We start from the raw sequence: 17,147 nt of genomic DNA on the forward strand, positions 1-17,147 counted from the left end.
ATCAGCGCGCGCGCCATGGCCAGCATCTGCTGCTCGCCGCCCGACAGGGTGCCGGCCAGCTGCGCCGAGCGCTCTTTCAGGCGCGGGAAGATGTCGAACCACTTGGCGATGTCGGCCTCGATGCCGGCCTTGTCGTCGCGCGTATAGGCGCCCATCATCAGGTTTTCCGTGATGGTCATGCGGGTGAACACGCCGCGCCCTTCCGGCACCATGGCCAGCTTCTGTTCGACCAGGTGGAAGGACTTGCTGCCCTTGAGCGACTGGCCCATATAGGACACCGTACCTTCGACCTTGCAGTCGGGCAGCGTGCCGGTGATGGCTTTCAGCGTAGTGGTCTTGCCGGCGCCGTTGGCGCCGATCAGCGTGACCAGCTCGCCCTTGTTCACTTCCAGGTCGATGCCCTTGACGGCCTTGATGCCGCCGTACGCGACCTTCAGGCCCGCGACTTTTAATACATTCTCGCTCATTAGTGCGAACCTCCCAGGTAGGCGTCGATCACCGCCTTGTTGCTTTGGATCTCGGCGGGCAGGCCTTCCGCGATCGGCTTGCCGTATTCCAGCACCGTGATGCGGTCGCACAAGCTCATCATCATTTTCACGTCGTGCTCGATCAGCAGCACGGTCTTGCCCTCGGCCTTGATCTTGATCAGCAGCTCTTTCAGGGCCAGCTTCTCGGTGGCGTTCATGCCGGCCGCCGGCTCGTCCAGCGCCAGCAGCTGCGGGTCGGTGGCCAGGGCGCGCGCGATTTCCAGGCGGCGCTGGTCGCCGTAGGACAGGAATTTCGAGGTGCGGTTGGCGAAAGCGCCGATACCGACGAAGTCCAGCAGTTCCTGTGCCCGCTTGCGGATGCCCGCCTCTTCTTCGCGCGCCGCCTTGTGGCGGAACACGGCGCCGAACACGCCCTGGTGCGAGCGCACGTGGCGCCCGACCATGACGTTTTCCAGCGCGGTCATCTCGCCGAACAGGCGGATGTTCTGGAAGGTGCGCGCGATGCCGGCTTTCGCCACTTCATGCGGCGCCGACGGCGAATACGGCTTGCCGGCCAGCTCGAAGGTGCCGGTGTCCGGCTGGTACAAGCCGGTGATGACGTTGAAGAAGGTGGTCTTGCCGGCGCCATTGGGGCCGATCAGGCCGTAGATCTGGCCCTGCATGATCTTGATGCCGACGTCGGTCAGCGCCTGCAAGCCGCCGAAGCGCTTGTTGACGCCGGCAATGTTCAGAATGACTTGTTCGCTCATCTTTTACCTCAGGCTGGCATGACGCCGGACGATTGATTTTTGCTGTCGCTGTCCGCGTCAGGACGGTCTTCATGCTTGGGCGCGGGCCACAGGCCGGCCGGACGGTTCAGCATGATCAGCACCATGGCCAGGCCGTACAGCAGCTGGCGCAGCACTTCGGCCTCGATGATCACGTGGCCGAACAGCTTTTCCTGCAGCGGTTCCACCACGTGGCGCAGCACTTCCGGCAGGGCCGCCAGCAGCGCGCCGCCCATGATCACGCCCGGAATGTGGCCGATGCCGCCCAGCACCACCATGGCCAGCACGGCGATGGACTCGGTCAGCGAGAACGATTCGGGCGACACGAAGCCCTGGAAGGAAGCGAACATGGCGCCGGCCACGCCGCCGAAGGAGGCGCCCATGGAGAAGGCCAGCAGCTTGACGTTGCGGGTGTTGATGCCCATGGCCTTGGCGGCGATCTCGTCTTCGCGGATGGCCACCCAGGCGCGGCCCAGGCGCGAATGCTGCAGGCGGCTGGTGACGAACACCACGGCGATGCACAGGAACAGGAACAGGTAGTAGTAGGCGTTCACCGACGGCATGCCGTAGCCGCCGATGAAGACGGTGGCGCGCGAACCGGCTTCGCCGGCCAGCGAGGTGCCGAACACGCGGATCGGGTCGATCAGGTTGATGCCCTGCGGACCGTTGGTGATGTTGATCGGCTCGTTCAGGTTGTTCATGAAGATGCGGATGATCTCGCCGAAGCCCAGGGTCACGATGGCCAGGTAGTCGCCGCGCAGCTTCAGGGTCGGCGCCCCCAGCAGCGCGCCGAACAGGCCGGCCAGCGCGGCCGCCAGCGGCACGATGAACCACACCGACAGGTGGATGCCGTTGGTGCGGATCTCTTCGCCCATCACCATCACCAGCGCCTCGCCGATGCCGGGATGCAGGTTGACCAGCGATTCGAGCAGGGTGGCGAACTGCGGCGAGGCCAGCAGGCCGGTCATGTAGGCGCCCACCGCGTAGAACGCGATGTAGCCCAGGTCCAGCAGGCCGGCGAAGCCGACCACGATGTTCAGGCCCAGCGCCAGCATGATGTACAGCAGCGCCAGGTCCACGATGCGGACCCAGGAGTTGCCGAAGGGCGCCGCCACAAACGGGAACACCAGCATCAGCGCCAGCACGATGGCCATGCTGGCATAGGCTTTTTTCGCGTCTTTCTGGACGTCAAAGTTCAACAGTGCCATGTCAGTCCTCTCTTATGCGCGGTCGGCCACGCGTTCGCCCATGATGCCGGACGGTCGCACGGTGAGCACCAGGATCAGCACCACGAAGGCGAAGATGTCCTGGTAGTTGGAGCCGAGGAAGCCGCCGGTCAGGTCGCCGATGTAGCCGGCGCCCAGGCTTTCGATAATGCCCAGCACGATGCCGCCTATCATGGCGCCGTAGATGTTGCCGATGCCGCCCAGCACGGCGGCCGAGAAGGCTTTCAGGCCGGGCACGAAGCCCATGGCGAACTGGATCGAAGCGTAGTTGGCGCCCCACATCACGCCGGCCACGGCGGCCAGCGCGGCGCCGATGGCGAAGGTGGCAACAATGACCTTGTTCGAGTCCACGCCCATCAGGCCGGCCACGCGGGGATTTTCCGCCACGGCGCGCATGGCGCGGCCCATCTTGGTTTTCTCCACCAGCATCACCAGGCCGAACATGGCGGCGGCGGCCAGCACCAGCAGCAGCACCTGGGTCTGCGTGATGACCGAATTGCCCAGCATGATGGGGTCGGACGACAGCAGTTGCGGGAACGGCAGCGGGTTGCGGCCCCAGATCATCATGGCGAAGGTCTGCAGCAGGATGGACACGCCGATGGCGGTGATCAGCGGCGCCAGGCGCGGCGCGTTGCGCAGGCGGCGGTAGGCCACCCGCTCGATCAGCACATTGACGGCCATGCACACCGGTATCGCGCCGAGGATGGCGATGCCCAGCTTGAGGTAGCCCGGCATGTCGGGGAAATGCTGGTTCAGCTGGTTCAGGATGGTCAGGCCGGCCATCGCGCCGACCATCAGCACGTCGCCGTGGGCGAAGTTGATCAGGTTCAGGACGCCATACACCATGGTGTAGCCAAGTGCGATCAGCGCGTACATGCTGCCCAGCACCAGGCCATTGATAAGTTGTTGGATAAATGTATCCATCGTGGAAAGCCTCTTGAGTTAACAAAAACGGCACCCGGAGAGGATACTCCGCAGTGCCGCCGTTGGATGATGCTGCAACTCCGATGCTGCAACTTGCTGCAACTATAAGCGTTCGCAATAATAGCGATGTTTAACGAAAACTAATATCGAAAAAAAATTAAGTTCACCGAATTTAATTCAGCCGCCAGCGCGGCAATTCCGGGATATCAGACGTCGCTGGCAATTGCCGCCCCATCTTTGGGACCATCGAGGCCTTTCGGCAGGGGGAACGTCACCGCTTCCTGCACCCCGTCCAGGGCCCGCACACTGCGCGCGCCCAGCTCTTTCAGGCGGTCGATCACGGCTTGCACCAGCACCTCCGGCGCCGACGCGCCGGCCGTGACCCCCACGCGCAGCTTGCCGTCCAGCCAGGCCGGGTCGATCTGCGAGGCATTGTCGATCATGTATGCCGGGGTGCCCTTCTTCTCCGCCACTTCGCGCAGGCGGTTCGAATTGGAGCTGTTCGGGCTGCCCACCACGATCACCAGTTCCACTTGCGGGGCCATGAATTTCACGGCTTCCTGGCGGTTGGTGGTGGCGTAGCAAATGTCGCCCTTTTTCGGTTCGATAATGTTGGGATATTTCCGTTTCAGGGCCTCGATAATGTCCGCAGTGTCGTCAACTGACAACGTTGTTTGCGAGACATAGGCCAGCGCGTCCGGATTGGCCACGTTCAGCTTGGCCACGTCGGCCACGGTTTCCACCAGGTGCATGCCCTCGTCGGTCTGGCCCATGGTGCCTTCCACTTCCGGGTGGCCGTCGTGGCCGATCATGACGATCTCGCAGCCCTGCTTGCGCATCTTGGCCACTTCCACGTGCACCTTGGTCACCAGCGGGCAGGTGGCGTCGAAAATGCTGAAGCCGCGCGCGTCCGCCTCGGCCCGCACCGCTTTCGACACGCCGTGCGCCGAGAACACCAGGGTCTGGCCGGCCGGCACGTCGGCCAGGTCTTCGATGAAAATGGCGCCCTTGCTGCGCAAGTCCGCCACCACGTAGGCGTTGTGCACGATTTCGTGGCGCACATAGATCGGCGCGCCGAACTGCTGCAGCGCGCGCTCGACGATTTCAATGGCGCGGTCGACACCGGCGCAAAAGCCGCGCGGCTGGGCCAGCAGGATTTCCTTGTCCATGGCGGTTCCTCTTTACAGCACGGAAATGAGGTTGACTTCGAAACGCACCGGCTGGCCTGCCAGCGGGTGGTTGAAGTCGAACAGCGCTTCGGTTTCGCCCAGTTCGCGCAGCACGCCGGCGAAACGGCCGCCGCCCGGCGCAGCGAAGTCCACCAGGTCGCCCACCTTGTAGTCGGCGCCCGGCACCGAGTTGGCGTCCAGGGTGGCGCGCGAGACGGGGCGCACCAGCTCCGGATTGCGCGGACCGAAGCCGACGCCCGGTTCCAGGTCGAAGGTCTTGTGCGTGCCTTCCGGCAGGCCCAGCAGCAGCTGTTCCAGCACCGGCGCCAGCTGGCCCTGGCCCAGCATCAGCGTGGCGGGAGTGCCGTTGAACGTGGTGACGATATCGGCGCCGTCCACGGTGGCGAGGCGATAATGCAGCGTGAGGTAGGCCGAAGCGGTGACGACTGGGGGTTGTGCGTTGGACATGATAGGCAGAAAACTTGAAAACGCTATTGTAAGCCACTCCGCAGCCGGCAGCGCATGTTGACAAATCCGCCACTTGTGGCCGCGATCGCATAAAATGCGCCGCTATGATGAATTTACTCTTGCCCGCCCCCTATCCGTATCGGCAACCGGCCGGCCGCCTGCCGTGGCCCCCCCTGCTGCTGGGCGCCGCCGGCTTTGCCTTGCTGGCCCTCGCTGTCATGTGGTGGCGCTGGGGCGGCACCGTGGAAGATTCGCTGCACTATTTTAATACCGCGCGCCACCTGCGCGGCGAGCTCCCGGCCAGCGAACTGGTGGCGCCCTTCCCCTACCGCCTGCTGGTGCCGGCCGCCGCCGCCGCCCTCCCGGGCGATGTGCGCAACAATTTCGCGCTGCTGAACTGGCTGCTGGTGTCGGCCGCCGCCTGCATGACGGCACTGAGCGTCTGGCGCCTGGGCCTGGGGCGCAACGGCGCCATCGCCGCCGGCCTGCTGCTGGTCTGCTCCGTGCCCACCTTCTGGTACGCCCCCTACCTGCTGGTCGATCCCGGCTCGGTATGCGCGCGCGCCGCTTTCGTGCTGGCCCTGGTGTCCGGCCAGCCCTGGCTGGCGGCGCTGGCCGGCGTGCTAGCCACCGGTGTGCGCGAAGAGAACATCGTGCTGCTGTTCTGGCTGCTCGTGGCGCGCCAGATCGGCTGGCGCGCCGGCCTGCTGTCACTGGCGGCGGCGCTGGCCTGGATGCTGGCCGTGCGCTGGTGGATCATCGGCGGCCTGCCCAGCTATACCTGGGTGCCCAGCATGGCGCGCGTGGCCGAGGCGCTGCGCGACGTGCGCTCGCTGGCGTCGCTCGCGCTGGCGGCCGGCCTGGTGCTGCCGCTGGCCCTGCTGGGCATGCACCGGGCGCCGCCGCAGCTGCAGCCGTTCAAGCGCCTGCTGCTGCTCATGGCCCTGCCGCCGCTGTATGCCGCGCTGTCGGTACGGGTGGACGGGCGCGCCATCTGGAACCTGTATCCGCTGCTGATTCCGTTTGCCGTCGCCGCCTGCCAGCCCTGGCTGGAGCGCGGCCGCGCCGCGCCGGACAAGCTGCGCCGCGCCGCGTGATATTCTGCCGGATTCGCGGTTTCTTATTCTTTATATATGAACACAGTCCTGAACGGCTATTTCTGGTGCGCCCTGGCTTCGCTGGCCAGCGCCGGCGCCACCTTCCTCATCAAACTGTCGCACGGGGCCGGTGAAGGCTGGGGCATCCAGCGCCTGGCCTACCTGGGCGCCGCCTGCACGGTGTATGGGCTGGGCTTCGTCTGCTACACCATCACGCTGCAAAAGCTGCCCATGACGCTGGCCTATCCGCTGATGACGGCCATTACCATGGCCACCGTGCTGCTGATCGGCTACGCGGTGCTGGGCGAAGCCATGACAGCCACCCGCATGCTGGGCATGGTGCTGGTGGCGGCCGGCGCCTTCGCGCTGGCGCGCTGAACCGGCCGCAAGCCCAATACTTGGCCCCCGCTTGCGCGGGCACAAACGCCGCTGCCCGTTATCCGACCACAATACTGGACCAGGCCGGGGTGTTCCCGGCATAGCGAGGTCCAGCATGGGAATTGCCGATTGGCCGGAGCAGCAGCGCCCGCGCGAGCGCCTGATACGCGAGGGCGCCACCGCCCTGTCCGACGCCGAGCTGCTGGCGGTGTTCCTGCGGGTAGGCGTGCGCGGCAAGAACGCGGTCGAGCTGGCCCGCGACATGGTGGTCCACTTCGGTTCGCTGCAGGCGCTGTTTGCCGCCACGCTGCACGACTTTTCCGCCATCCCCGGCCTGGGCAGCGCCAAGTTCGCCCAGTTGCAGGCGGTGATGGAGCTGGCGCGGCGCGCGGTCGGCGAGCAGCTGCAGGCCGGGCAAACCCTCAGTTCGCCCGCCGCCGTCAAACAATACCTGCGCCTGGCGCTCGGCTCCCAGCCCTACGAATCCTTCCACGTGCTGTTCCTGGACGTGAAAAACCGCCTGATCGACGCGCGCGAACTGTTTCGCGGCACCCTGTCGCACACCAGCGTCTATCCGCGCGAGGTGGTGCGGGAGGCGCTGGCGCGCAACGCCGCCAGCGTGATGCTGGCGCATAACCACCCGTCCGGCACGCCGGAACCGAGCGAGTCGGACCTGGTGCTGACGCGGGCGCTGGTGCAAGCCCTGGCGCTGGTGGACGTGCGCATCCTCGACCATTTCGTCGTTGCCGGCCACCAGGTACACTCCTTCGCCGAGCACGGCCAGCTCTGAAAACCACAGCCTGCCCTGGCAGTTTACCTATGAAAAACAAGGGTTTGGCGGTGGATTTTACAATTGTTAAATCTTCCCACGCAAACGAGACACAATTGTTTTTCGCAAGTCGTTGAAAAAGCTCAGTTTTTTCTATATACTCTTGTTTTTTCCAATTGTGGAATCTATTCAAGGAGTGCGCCATGGCACGTGTTTGCCAAGTCACTGGGAAGAAGCCGATGGTCGGCAACAATGTTTCCCATGCAAACAACAAAACTAAACGTCGTTTCCTGCCTAACCTGCAGAACCGCCGTATCTTTGTTGAATCTGAAAATCGCTGGGTCTCCCTGCGTCTGTCCAACGCCGGTCTGCGCGTAATCGACAAGGTCGGCATCGACGCCGTCCTGGCCGACATGCGTGCCCGCGGCGAAAAAGTCTAATAGGGAGTCACTATCATGGCAAAAACTGGCCGCGACAAAATCAAGCTGGAATCGACCGCAGGTACCGGTCACTTCTACACCACCGACAAGAACAAGCGCACCATGCCTACCAAAATGGAGATCATGAAGTTCGATCCTAAGGCACGCAAGCACGTTCTGTACAAAGAAACCAAGATCAAGTAATCGATCCTTGTTTCAAATAAAAGGCCGCTCACTGAGCGGCTTTTTTTATTGCCGGGCTATTGCTTCGCCGGCAGGCTGATAAATGGCACCGCCCCGCCCGCCATCGTGGCAGGCAATTTCCCGTCCCATTTCTCGATGGCCTTGGCCTGGTTTTCAGTTTCGCGCAAGCGCAATAACTCGGGCGTGACTTGCTGGCGCTGCAGCGAAAGCGATTCCGCTTCCGCCCTGGCGCGCGCGATTTTCTGCTGCGCTTCCACTTCTATCCGCTGTAAATCCCTTTCCGCTTTCATCTTCAATTGTTCGGCCGTGGTCTTGGCTTCAATTGCCTCGTCAAAGGTTTTACTGAAGTTAAAGCTGACGATGGAGAATTCGTCGATCACCAAACCGTGCCGCGCCATCCTTTCCCGCAAAGCATCGACAATATCGTTGCGCACGATGGCGCGTTTTGAAATCAATTCCTCGGCGGTATAACGGGCGGTGACGGCTTTTACCGCTTCATGCACAGCCGGCACGATAATGCGCTCGCCGGGCTGATTACCCAGGTCGCGATAAACCGTAACCGCTGCATCGGGACGCACGTGGTAATTAATCACAACCTTGGTTCGCACCGTCTGCAAATCCTTGGAAGCGGCGTCGCCCTCGCCTTCTCCTTTTTCAATCGCCACACCCACCAAGTGCATTTTCTGCGCCAGCGGCCAGCGGAAATGAATACCCTCGCCGAATACTTCGCTGGAGGGCTTGCCAAAGGTCGTCAATACCCCGCGGTGTCCGGCAGGGACAATGGCAAATGGCGTGAGCACAAACAGCACCACGATACCGGCCAATATGAGAAACAGTTTGCCCAGGATCTTACTCTTCATGGATTTTCCTCCAGTTTCAAAAAAAGCAACCAACCCATACTATCAGATCCGTGCTGCGTGGCAAGCGGTGCAAGCCTGTTTCAAGCACGAACGCGCCAAGAGTTGGCATGAGTCAAGCGCACGCTCAGGGCGGGCACAAACTGCGGACGAAAAAAAACGGCCCCAGCGGGCCGTCTTGGTGCAGTGCAGCGGGATTATGCGTAGCTGCGCAGTCGGAGCGAGAAGTCCTGCAGGGATTTAATGCCGGATGCTTCCGCGCGGTTGCACCAGTCTTGCAGCTTGTGCAGTAATTGGTCACGGGTGAAGTGCGAGCGTTCCCAGATCACGCCCAATTCCACGCGCATATTGTGCATGGTTTCCAGCGCTTTGCTGTGCTCGAACAATTCCACCAATTGCTGCTTTTGCGGCGCTTCCAGTTTGCCCGGCTCGCGCGTCAGGAATTTACGCGACGATTTCAGGAATCGCGCTTCCAGCTTGGCTTTGTCTTTCAAATGCTCCAGCTCTTCTTTCCAGGCGCTTTTCATGGACTTGGCGTATTTCGCCATCACGTCGTAACGGTTGGCGATTACCGATTGCAGCGTTTCCAGGTCCGCTTCCGCTTTGCCGTGCTGGAATTTCGGCGCCGGCGCCACTTTCTTTACCTTGGCCAAGCCAAAAGTTTCCAGCGTGCGGATATAGAACCAGCCGATATCGAACTCATACCATTTCGACGACAGCTTGGCCGAGGTGGCGAAAGTGTGGTGATTATTATGCAGTTCCTCGCCGCCGATAATAATACCGAATGGAATAATGTTGGTGGCGGCGTCGGCGCAGTCGTAGTTACGGTAGCCCCAATAGTGGCCGATGCCGTTGATAATACCGGCGGCGGTCACTGGAATCCACATCATCTGCACGGCCCACACGGTGGCGCCAATCACGCCGAACAGTGCCAGGTTAATTACGGCCATCAGGACCACGCCCATCCAGCTGTATTTGGTGTACAGGTTGCGTTCGATCCAGTCGGTCGGCGTGCCGTGGCCGTACTTCTCCATGGTCTCCATGTTCTTGGATTCCGCGCGGTACAGCTCGGCGCCTTCCCAGAATACTTTTTTGATGCCACGGGTGACCGGGCTGTGCGGATCTTCCTCGGTATCGCACTTGGCGTGGTGCTTGCGGTGGATCGCGGCCCATTCCTTGGTCACCTGGCCGGTGGTCAGCCACAGCCAGAAGCGGAAGAAGTGGCTCGGGATGGCGTGCAGCTCCAGCGCGCGGTGCGCCTGGTGGCGGTGCAGATAGATGGTGACGCTGGCGATGGTGATATGGGTGACGATCATGGTGAAGGCGAATACTTGCCAGCCCGATGCGCCGGTGATGCCGTTGCTGAGAAATTCGAGAACTGCTTGCAAACTAAAAGTCATTACTACTCCAGAGAGGGTGTCCCATGCGCCGGCGCGGCTTTTGTAGCCCGCCGGAATATCTATTGTTGTGCGTCATTGTACGCTGAAACACCCCCCGATTGAGCGGCCAGCCAGCTGTGCCTGACTATTTTTTAGGCGTTTCTGTATCTTCTGGTAACGGTACTGGACCAATGATGCGCATCTCCCGTTGCGGGAATGGCACCGAAATTTTGTGTTCTTGCAAGGCTTTCCAGATCGCCCGGTTGACGTCCGACGTCACTCCGCCACGGCCGTTTTCCGGGTCCGCTATCCACCAGCCCACCTGCAGGTCGAGCCCGTCGGCGCCGAAATTGACCAGCGTGGCCGACGGCGGCTTGTCCTTCACCACGCGCTCGATCGACAGCGCCGCCTGCTCCAGCAAGCCCAGCGCCTGGTCCACGTCGGTGTCGTATGCGACCGACACTTTGGTGCTCAGCCACAAGTTTTTGTTCGACAGGGAGGAATTCTGCACGGCGCCCGACACCAGCATTTCGTTCGGCACGATGGATTCCACCCCGTCCAGGCCCTGCAGCACCGTGTAACGGGTGTTGATCTGCGTCACGCGGCCGGTGTACTTGTCCACCGTGATCATGTCGCCTATGGTCAGGCTGCGGTCCAGCAGGATGATGAAACCGGACACGTAGTTGCTGGCGATCTTCTGCAAGCCCAGGCCCAGGCCCACGCCCAGCGCGCCGCCGAACACCGACAGCACGGTCAGGTCGATGCCGACCATGGACAGGCTGCCCAGCACCGCCACCACGATCAGCAGCGCGCGGCCGAAGCGCGCCAGCACCACGCGCAGGCTGGAGTGCACGGTCTGCAAGCCCATCAGACGCTCCTCCAGCGCCGCGCCGGCCCACAGCGCCAGCATCAGCAGCACCACCACCGAAATGGCCGCCTGCAGGATGTCGGCCACCGATACCTTGTTCTTGCCCAGCGGCAGTACCGTATGGTCGAGGTAGAAGAACACATCGTCCCACCAGCCGGTGATATACATGGCCACGCAGGCCCATACCAGCAGCTGGAAAATCTTTTCGAAGGTCAGCATGGTGGCGCCGATCTCGCCGCCGCGGCGCGCGAACACGCGGCGCAGCAGGAAGAAAACGAAGCGGATCGCCGCCAGCGAGCCGAAGATCGGCAGCGCCACCTTCAGCAGGTGCACTTTCTGGTAGCGCACCAGCACCACCTGGGCGATGAAGATCAGGCACGCGATGGCCAGCGGGCCGATCACGCGGCTGAAGCTCTCCATGCCGAAGCGCGCCATGCCGGTGGCCGGCTCATGCGCCGTGACGCGCTTGCGCAGCAGCCCGGACAGCACATAGCCCAGCACGATGGCCAGCACCAGCGCGCCCAGCTGCCACATCAGGCCGGGATCGCGCAGGTCGGTCAGTAAATCGGTAATCAGGTTCTTCAGGGGTTCTTGCTTCATCGTTCTCGCGGGTAGATGGAAAAAGGGCCAGCTCAGCGGCCGGCCCTATTATCACTTAGTTACTTAGCCTGCGCTGTCCCGGTCGCCGGCCTCGTCGGCGTCCGACGCCGGTTTTTCCTTCTTCGGCATCGGCTTGCGCTCGAACACGGCGGCGAAGAAGCCGTCGGTCTGGTGCTTGTGCGGCAGCAGCTTCAGGTAGTCGCCCATCTCCAGCGCGATCTTCTGCTCGGCCAGCACTTTGCTCATCGGCACCAGTTCGAAATCCGGATGCTTGGCCAGGAAATCGGCCGCCACGTCGTCGTTTTCTTCGTTCAGGAAAGAGCAGGTGGCGTACACCAGGCGGCCGCCGCCTTTGACCAGGCGCGCGGCGCCGGCCAGGATGGCCACTTGCTTGTCGTGCATTTCACCGATGGCGCTTTCCGCCTGGCGCCATTTGACGTCCGGATTGCGGCGCAGCGTGCCCATGCCCGAGCATGGCGCGTCGACCAGCACGCGGTCGATCTTGCCGGCCAGGCGCTTGATCTTGGCGTCGCGCTCGTGCGCGATCTGCACCGGGTGCACATTGGACAGGCCGGAGCGTGCCAGGCGCGGCTTCAGCTTGGCCAGGCGCTTCTCGGACACGTCGAACGCGTACAGGCGGCCGGTGTTGCGCATCAGCGCGCCCAGCGCCAGCGTCTTGCCGCCGGCGCCGGCGCAGAAGTCCACCACCATCTCGCCGCGCTTGGCGCCCAGGATCTGGGCCAGCACCTGGCTGCCCTCGTCCTGCACCTCGATGGCGCCGCTCTTGAACAGCGGCAGGTTCTGCAACTGCGGCTTCTTGTGCACGCGCAGGCCCAGCGGCGCGTACGGGGTCGGATCGGCGGCGATCGGCGCTTGCGCCAGTTCGGCGATCACTTCATCGCGGCCGGACTTCATGGTGTTGACGCGCAGGTCCAGCGGCGCCGGGGTGTTCAGCGCGTCGGCCAGCAGCAGCGCCTCGTCCTCGCCGAACTGGGCCACCAGCTTCTCGAACAGCCATTTCGGCATGTTCGAGCGCATCGATTTGTGCATCAGCTTGCGGTCGATCTGCATCACGCGCTCGATCCACTCCAGCTCTTCCGGCGTGACGCCGCCCAGCGAGTCGGCGCCCACGGCGTCGGCCAGGCCCAGCAGGGTCAAACGGCGCATGGTGGCGCCGCTGCCCGCTTCCGACTGGTCGGTGAAGAAGGCGCGGTTGCGCAGCACGGCGTACACGCCCTCGGCGATGGCGCCGCGTTCGCGGCCGCCAAGGCGGGGATGGTCTTTGAAGTAGCGCGACAGGGTGCTGTCGGCGGGGGCGGTAAAGCGCAAAATCTCGCGCAGCACTTCTTCGGTGCTGGCGAGTATCGCTGGTGGCAATCTCATGGAATTCCTTGGTTAATTACTTGTTATGGTCAACGATGACCTTGCCGTTTTCGATCGTCAGCCGGTCTTCAACAAACCAGCGGATGGCGCGTGGATAGAGTTCATGCTCCTGCACCAGCACGCGCGCCGCCAGCGTGGCGGGCGTATCGCCCGGCAGCACAGGCACGGCGGCCTGGTCCACCATGGGACCGTGATCGAGTTCGGCGGTAACGAAATGCACCGTCGCACCGTGTTCCTGCATGCCGGACGCGAGCGCCTGCTCATGCGTGTGCAAGCCGGGGAACAGCGGCAGCAGCGAGGGATGGATGTTCAGCATGCGGCCGGCGTAATGGGCGGTGAACGCCGGGGTCAGGATGCGCATGAAGCCGGCCAGCACCACCAGGTCCGGCTTGAAGCCGTCGATGACTTCCTGCAGCGCGGCGTCGAAGGCCTCGCGGCTAGGGTATTCCTTGTTGGCGACGACGGCGGTCGGAATGCCGTGCTCGTCGGCGAAAGCCAGGCCGAGCGCGTCGGGACGGTTGCTGATGACAGCCGCGATGCGGGCCGGCCATTGCTCGGCTTGCGCGGCGCGGACCACGGCTTCCATATTGCTGCCGCGTCCAGAAATGAGGATGACGATGTTTTTCATAGCCCGCTATTATACCTGCGTGGCGGGCCGGGCCTTCCAAACCGGGTTTGGCGCGGCCTTATTCGAAGGAATAGAAGACGCGGAACGGCACTTTCTTCTCGGCCCAGAAGTCGGCCGCGTCGCGGAACACGTCCAGCAGGCACTCGCGCGCCTCGCGGTCGAATTTCTGGGTGTTGGGCAGCTGTTCCAGCACGATCAGGAAACCGGTCTGCTCGCCGGCCTTGGCCATGGTGTCGGTCAAGGTGACGCGCAGCGCCTCGAAGTTCTTGCCGCAAGGCTTAGGGAAAAGGAATGACTCCGCGATGATGCCCAGCACTTGCTGCTTGGTCAGGCCGGCATTGCAATGCGCGTATAAAAAGTGCTGCCCCAGGCGGGCTGCCTCGTCTTGCAGATCGGTGACACGAAATGCACGAATGGACTGGACAAGGTTGGGCGGCACAGTTATCAACAAACTCATTTTTCCCTCAAATCGACCTGTTAATGTACGGTTTGCTTTTCGCTATAGTGGTTACCTATACATGGAGGCCACGGGCGGGTCATTGCGCCGGCGGCGAGTCGCGTTTCTCTATGTCAATCTGATCCCATACGGTTGTTAGGGTAACGTGTTGTATCCTGCGAATCAACACGTAAGTGACGTCTAACGCAAGTTTTGTAAGAAATAGAACATTTCGTCGGTATTCCACGGGGAATCGGCGCTGTTACAAATTGTTGCCATGAGCACTGTTTTCCGCGCAGCGGCAGGATTACCATAGCATCAGCCATCCCTCCCCTGTGGATTGCATACCCGGACTATCCAACACAAACAAGAGGTATCAAATGAACATGCCATCCAAACTGTTGCTGTCGGCCCTGTGCCTGGGCGCGCTGCCGTTCGCGCAAGCGACGGAATTTGAAGATTTCGGCCGCGTGGTGCGCGTGCAGCCGCAGGTTGAGCAGGTCAACGTGCCGCGCCAGGAATGCCGCACCGAGTATGTGCAGGTGCAGCAGCCGGCTCAGCGCAGCGCGGGCGGCTCGATCGTCGGCGGCATCGCCGGCGCGCTGCTGGGCAGCCAGATCGGCGGCGGCCACGGCCGCACGGCGGCCACGGCGGCCGGCGCCATCGCCGGCGCCGTGGTGGGCGACCGCGTCGACAACCAGAACGCCCAGCCGGGCGCGGTCAGCGAACAGGCGGTGAAACAGTGCCGCACCGTGGACCATTGGGAGTCGCGCACCAACGGCTACGAAGTGACGTACGACTACCGCGGCCGCAACTACACCAGCATCATGTCCTTCGACCCCGGCCAGCGCGTGCGCCTGCGCGTATCGGTCGAGCCGATGCAGAACTGATTCGTAACTTACGCCACAGCAAGCCGGTCGCCGACCGGCTTTTTTCATTGCGCCTTGCCTTGCGGTAAGCAGGCGCGGGATAATAGACCTTCATCTCCAGGCTGGCCCTCTCATGCTGATCAAACGCAAATCCATCGAACAAGTAGAATCCTCGCGCCCCGCCACCGCGGCGGCCGCGCCGAAAGCGCCGCGCAAGGTGAAATACGCGCCGGTCACCCTGTCGGAACAGGATGGCGTGCGCTATCTGCACTTCGGCACCGAGTGGGTGCAGGGCGCCATGCGCATCCGCAAGCCGGACTGGCCGGAACTGGAGTACGCTCAGCAGATGATGGCGTGGATGCTGTGGATCGAACAGCCGCGGCGCATCGCCCAGCTGGGCCTGGGCACGGCGGCGCTGACCAAGTTTTGCTATAAACAGTTTCCGCAGGCGGACATCACCGCGATCGAGCTGAACCCGTCGGTGATGGCGATCTGCGCGTCGATGTTCAAGCTGCCGGCCAACGACGAGCGCCTGCACGTGCTGGAAATGGATGCGCTGGACTTCGTCAACGACAAGGCCAACCACGGCGCGCTCGACGCGCTGCAGGTGGACCTGTACGACGCCACCGCGCGCGGCCCGGTGCTGGACACGCCGCAGTTCTACCAGGCCTGCAATGCCTGCCTGGCGGACCATGGCATCATGACCGTCAACTTGTTCGGCGACCATCCAAGCTATGCCAAGAATATCAAGGCGATGAAGTTTGCCTTCGGCCAGGTGGTGTGCCTGCCGCAGGTACACGACGGCAACGTGGTGGCGGTCGCCTTCAAGCAGGCCCGCCCGATGGACCTGGAAGCGCTGAAGGTGCGCGCCGCGCAGATCGTGGCCGACACCAAGCTGCCGGCCAAGTCCTGGGTCAAGGGCATCCAGCAAGCGCTGCAGAAATAAAACCGGGACCTCAGCCAGATGAAAGCACTAGACCTGCAACAAATCTTCACCTGGCTGCTGGCCGATGGCCTGGTCGAGAAGGCCAACGTCAAGGCCGCCTACGCCCAGGCCCAGGGCATCCTCAAGAACACGGTCGGCGCCATGCACCCGCTGTGTGCGGTGGCCCACTGCAAGCTGCTGTCGGCCCAGCCGCCGCACCGCCTGCTCACGCTGGACATGCTGACCGAATGGCTGGCCGGCCACGCCAAGCTGCCCTTCTACCGCATCGACCCGCTGAAAATCGACTTTACCAAGGTGGCCGACGTGATGTCCGCCAACTACGCGTCGCGCTTCAACATCCTGCCGGTGGAAATGAGCATGGACACGCTGGTGGTGGCCACCGCCGACCCGTTCGCGCACGAATGGGAAGCGGAAATCGCCAAGATTTCGCGCCGCGTGGTGCGCCGGGTAATCTCCAATCCGCTCGACATCGCGCAGTACACCTCGCAGTTCTTCGCGCTGGCCAAGTCCATCAAGAAGGCCAACAAGTCCAACGGCCAGGACCTGGCGCTGCGCAACAACTTCGAGCAGCTGGTGGAGCTGGGCAAGAGCAACCGCCAGGTGGACGCCAACGACCAGCACGTGATCAACATCGTCGACTGGCTGTGGCAGTACGCCTTCGAGCAGCGCGCCTCGGACATCCATCTGGAGCCCAAACGCGACCTGGGCACGATACGCTTCCGCATCGACGGCGTGCTGCACCAGGTGTATCAGGTGCCGGCCGTGGTGATGATCGCCATGACCGCGCGCATCAAGCTGCTGGGCCGCATGGACGTGATCGAGAAGCGCCGCCCGCAGGACGGCCGCATCAAGACCCGCACCGCCGGCGGCCAGGAGATCGAACTGCGCCTGTCGACCCTGCCCACCGCCTTCGGCGAAAAGCTGGTGATGCGCATCTTCGACCCGGAAGTGGTGGTCAAGACCCTGCCCGAACTGGGGTTCCCGGAAGACGACGCGGCGCGCTGGGACGCGCTCACCAAGCGTCCGCACGGCATCATCCTGGTCACCGGCCCCACCGGCTCGGGCAAGACCACCACCCTGTACACCACGCTCAAGGCGCTGGCCACCTCGGAAGTCAACGTGTGCACGGTGGAGGACCCGATCGAGATGGTGGAGCCGGCCTTCAACCAGATGCAGGTGCAACCGGGCATCGACCTGTCCTTCGCCGACGGCGTGCGCGCGCTGATGCGGCAGGACCCGGACATCATCATGGTGGGCGAGATCCGCGACCTG

20 protein-coding genes are annotated in these 17,147 nt (G+C 63.0%); 8 read left to right on the forward strand and 12 right to left on the reverse strand.

Translation table 11 applies throughout. From position 1 onward, the window contains the following. From AC6H42_RS03070 to AC6H42_RS03095, 6 genes are all read right to left on the reverse strand, one after another. Positions 1 to 467 (reverse strand): ABC transporter ATP-binding protein (locus AC6H42_RS03070; RefSeq protein ID WP_497547383.1); only part of this gene is annotated, 467 nt, incomplete at its 3' end. After that, entirely contained in the window at positions 467 to 1,237 is a 771-nt protein-coding gene (locus AC6H42_RS03075) for an ABC transporter ATP-binding protein (RefSeq protein WP_057157461.1), read from the reverse strand. The genes AC6H42_RS03075 and AC6H42_RS03070, both read right to left, overlap by 1 nt. 8 nt (positions 1,238 to 1,245) lie before the next feature. Beyond that, positions 1,246 to 2,463 carry an ABC transporter permease subunit gene (locus tag AC6H42_RS03080; RefSeq protein ID WP_057157460.1) on the reverse strand — a complete coding sequence of 406 codons (1,218 nt, stop codon included), beginning with the start codon at positions 2,461 to 2,463 and terminating at the stop codon, positions 1,246 to 1,248. 12 nt (positions 2,464 to 2,475) lie between these two features. Beyond that, on the reverse strand, positions 2,476 to 3,405 hold the full coding sequence (locus AC6H42_RS03085) for a branched-chain amino acid ABC transporter permease (RefSeq protein WP_056393816.1): 930 nt from the start codon (positions 3,403 to 3,405) through the stop codon (positions 2,476 to 2,478). A 206-nt stretch (positions 3,406 to 3,611) separates the two neighbouring features. Beyond that, complete coding sequence (ispH, locus tag AC6H42_RS03090; protein WP_057157459.1) at positions 3,612 to 4,574, reverse strand: 4-hydroxy-3-methylbut-2-enyl diphosphate reductase; 963 nt, start codon at positions 4,572 to 4,574, stop codon at positions 3,612 to 3,614. A gap of 12 nt (positions 4,575 to 4,586) precedes the next feature. Beyond that, positions 4,587 to 5,042, reverse strand: coding sequence for an FKBP-type peptidyl-prolyl cis-trans isomerase (locus AC6H42_RS03095; RefSeq protein WP_057157458.1), 456 nt, complete (start codon positions 5,040 to 5,042; stop codon positions 4,587 to 4,589). Between the two features lie 104 nt (positions 5,043 to 5,146). Here AC6H42_RS03095 and AC6H42_RS03100 point away from each other — a divergent pair, with 104 nt between their 5' ends. The 5 genes from AC6H42_RS03100 to rpmG all read left to right on the forward strand — a co-directional run bounded on the left by AC6H42_RS03100 (position 5,147) and on the right by rpmG (position 7,909). Next, the gene (locus AC6H42_RS03100) at positions 5,147 to 6,139 is read left to right on the forward strand and encodes a hypothetical protein (RefSeq protein ID WP_157201127.1); all 993 of its coding nucleotides are present in this window, start codon (positions 5,147 to 5,149) and stop codon (positions 6,137 to 6,139) included. A gap of 36 nt (positions 6,140 to 6,175) precedes the next feature. Continuing rightward, positions 6,176 to 6,517: a DMT family transporter gene (locus AC6H42_RS03105; RefSeq protein ID WP_057157456.1), complete on the forward strand. Its 342-nt coding sequence runs from the start codon at positions 6,176 to 6,178 to the stop codon at positions 6,515 to 6,517. A 115-nt stretch (positions 6,518 to 6,632) separates the two neighbouring features. After that, positions 6,633 to 7,307: a RadC family protein gene (gene radC / locus AC6H42_RS03110; protein WP_057157455.1), complete on the forward strand. Its 675-nt coding sequence runs from the start codon at positions 6,633 to 6,635 to the stop codon at positions 7,305 to 7,307. A 182-nt stretch (positions 7,308 to 7,489) separates the two neighbouring features. Beyond that, positions 7,490 to 7,726, forward strand: a complete 237-nt coding sequence (rpmB, locus tag AC6H42_RS03115) for a 50S ribosomal protein L28 (RefSeq protein WP_008451488.1) — start codon at positions 7,490 to 7,492, stop codon at positions 7,724 to 7,726. Between the two features lie 15 nt (positions 7,727 to 7,741). Continuing rightward, positions 7,742 to 7,909, forward strand: a complete 168-nt coding sequence (rpmG, locus tag AC6H42_RS03120; RefSeq protein ID WP_056393804.1) for a 50S ribosomal protein L33 — start codon at positions 7,742 to 7,744, stop codon at positions 7,907 to 7,909. 56 nt (positions 7,910 to 7,965) lie between these two features. On the opposite strand, the gene AC6H42_RS03125 is transcribed toward rpmG, so the two are convergent. The 6 genes from AC6H42_RS03125 to AC6H42_RS03150 all read right to left on the reverse strand — a co-directional run bounded on the left by AC6H42_RS03125 (position 7,966) and on the right by AC6H42_RS03150 (position 14,081). Then, a complete protein-coding gene (locus tag AC6H42_RS03125) occupies positions 7,966 to 8,769 on the reverse strand; it encodes a prohibitin family protein (protein WP_057157454.1) in 804 nt (267 codons plus the stop codon). Between the two features lie 194 nt (positions 8,770 to 8,963). After that, complete coding sequence (locus AC6H42_RS03130; RefSeq protein ID WP_057157453.1) at positions 8,964 to 10,166, reverse strand: DesA family fatty acid desaturase; 1,203 nt, start codon at positions 10,164 to 10,166, stop codon at positions 8,964 to 8,966. Positions 10,167 to 10,290: 124 nt separating this feature from the next. Next, entirely contained in the window at positions 10,291 to 11,613 is a 1,323-nt protein-coding gene (locus AC6H42_RS03135; protein WP_057157452.1) for a mechanosensitive ion channel family protein, read from the reverse strand. Between the two features lie 63 nt (positions 11,614 to 11,676). Then, positions 11,677 to 12,996, reverse strand: coding sequence for an RsmB/NOP family class I SAM-dependent RNA methyltransferase (locus AC6H42_RS03140; RefSeq protein ID WP_497547384.1), 1,320 nt, complete (start codon positions 12,994 to 12,996; stop codon positions 11,677 to 11,679). A 16-nt stretch (positions 12,997 to 13,012) separates the two neighbouring features. Then, on the reverse strand, positions 13,013 to 13,624 hold the full coding sequence (gene purN, locus AC6H42_RS03145; RefSeq protein ID WP_497547385.1) for a phosphoribosylglycinamide formyltransferase: 612 nt from the start codon (positions 13,622 to 13,624) through the stop codon (positions 13,013 to 13,015). A 58-nt stretch (positions 13,625 to 13,682) separates the two neighbouring features. Next, positions 13,683 to 14,081: a barstar family protein gene (locus AC6H42_RS03150; RefSeq protein ID WP_057157449.1), complete on the reverse strand. Its 399-nt coding sequence runs from the start codon at positions 14,079 to 14,081 to the stop codon at positions 13,683 to 13,685. Between the two features lie 359 nt (positions 14,082 to 14,440). On the opposite strand from AC6H42_RS03150, the gene AC6H42_RS03155 reads away from it, so the two are divergent. The 3 genes from AC6H42_RS03155 to AC6H42_RS03165 all read left to right on the forward strand — a co-directional run. Beyond that, complete coding sequence (locus AC6H42_RS03155) at positions 14,441 to 14,950, forward strand: glycine zipper 2TM domain-containing protein (protein WP_057157448.1); 510 nt, start codon at positions 14,441 to 14,443, stop codon at positions 14,948 to 14,950. Positions 14,951 to 15,062: 112 nt separating this feature from the next. Beyond that, positions 15,063 to 15,875 (forward strand): spermine/spermidine synthase domain-containing protein, encoded by an 813-nt coding sequence (locus AC6H42_RS03160; protein ID WP_057157447.1) that lies wholly within the window; start codon positions 15,063 to 15,065, stop codon positions 15,873 to 15,875. Positions 15,876 to 15,893: 18 nt separating this feature from the next. Then, positions 15,894 to 17,147 (forward strand): GspE/PulE family protein (locus tag AC6H42_RS03165; protein ID WP_497547386.1); only part of this gene is annotated, 1,254 nt, incomplete at its 3' end.

The sequence above is a fragment of the Massilia sp. NBRC 108631 genome, assembly GCF_059704565.1.

What these genes read in the sequence shown, in the direction of transcription:
- ispH (WP_057157459.1), bottom strand. Translation starts at nt 4,574, where the DNA reads ATGGACAAGGAAATCCTGCTGGCCCAGCCGCGCGGCTTTTGCGCCGGT.
- rpmG (WP_056393804.1), top strand. Translation starts at nt 7,742, where the DNA reads ATGGCAAAAACTGGCCGCGACAAAATCAAGCTGGAATCGACCGCAGGT.
- AC6H42_RS03160 (WP_057157447.1), top strand. Translation starts at nt 15,063, where the DNA reads ATGCTGATCAAACGCAAATCCATCGAACAAGTAGAATCCTCGCGCCCC.
- AC6H42_RS03130 (WP_057157453.1), bottom strand. Translation starts at nt 10,166, where the DNA reads ATGACTTTTAGTTTGCAAGCAGTTCTCGAATTTCTCAGCAACGGCATC.
- radC (WP_057157455.1), top strand. Translation starts at nt 6,633, where the DNA reads ATGGGAATTGCCGATTGGCCGGAGCAGCAGCGCCCGCGCGAGCGCCTG.
- AC6H42_RS03125 (WP_057157454.1), bottom strand. Translation starts at nt 8,769, where the DNA reads ATGAAGAGTAAGATCCTGGGCAAACTGTTTCTCATATTGGCCGGTATC.
- AC6H42_RS03135 (WP_057157452.1), bottom strand. Translation starts at nt 11,613, where the DNA reads ATGAAGCAAGAACCCCTGAAGAACCTGATTACCGATTTACTGACCGAC.
- AC6H42_RS03095 (WP_057157458.1), bottom strand. Translation starts at nt 5,042, where the DNA reads ATGTCCAACGCACAACCCCCAGTCGTCACCGCTTCGGCCTACCTCACG.
- AC6H42_RS03140 (WP_497547384.1), bottom strand. Translation starts at nt 12,996, where the DNA reads ATGAGATTGCCACCAGCGATACTCGCCAGCACCGAAGAAGTGCTGCGC.
- AC6H42_RS03150 (WP_057157449.1), bottom strand. Translation starts at nt 14,081, where the DNA reads ATGAGTTTGTTGATAACTGTGCCGCCCAACCTTGTCCAGTCCATTCGT.
- AC6H42_RS03100 (WP_157201127.1), top strand. Translation starts at nt 5,147, where the DNA reads ATGATGAATTTACTCTTGCCCGCCCCCTATCCGTATCGGCAACCGGCC.
- AC6H42_RS03105 (WP_057157456.1), top strand. Translation starts at nt 6,176, where the DNA reads ATGAACACAGTCCTGAACGGCTATTTCTGGTGCGCCCTGGCTTCGCTG.
- rpmB (WP_008451488.1), top strand. Translation starts at nt 7,490, where the DNA reads ATGGCACGTGTTTGCCAAGTCACTGGGAAGAAGCCGATGGTCGGCAAC.
- purN (WP_497547385.1), bottom strand. Translation starts at nt 13,624, where the DNA reads ATGAAAAACATCGTCATCCTCATTTCTGGACGCGGCAGCAATATGGAA.
- AC6H42_RS03075 (WP_057157461.1), bottom strand. Translation starts at nt 1,237, where the DNA reads ATGAGCGAACAAGTCATTCTGAACATTGCCGGCGTCAACAAGCGCTTC.
- AC6H42_RS03085 (WP_056393816.1), bottom strand. Translation starts at nt 3,405, where the DNA reads ATGGATACATTTATCCAACAACTTATCAATGGCCTGGTGCTGGGCAGC.
- AC6H42_RS03155 (WP_057157448.1), top strand. Translation starts at nt 14,441, where the DNA reads ATGAACATGCCATCCAAACTGTTGCTGTCGGCCCTGTGCCTGGGCGCG.
- AC6H42_RS03080 (WP_057157460.1), bottom strand. Translation starts at nt 2,463, where the DNA reads ATGGCACTGTTGAACTTTGACGTCCAGAAAGACGCGAAAAAAGCCTAT.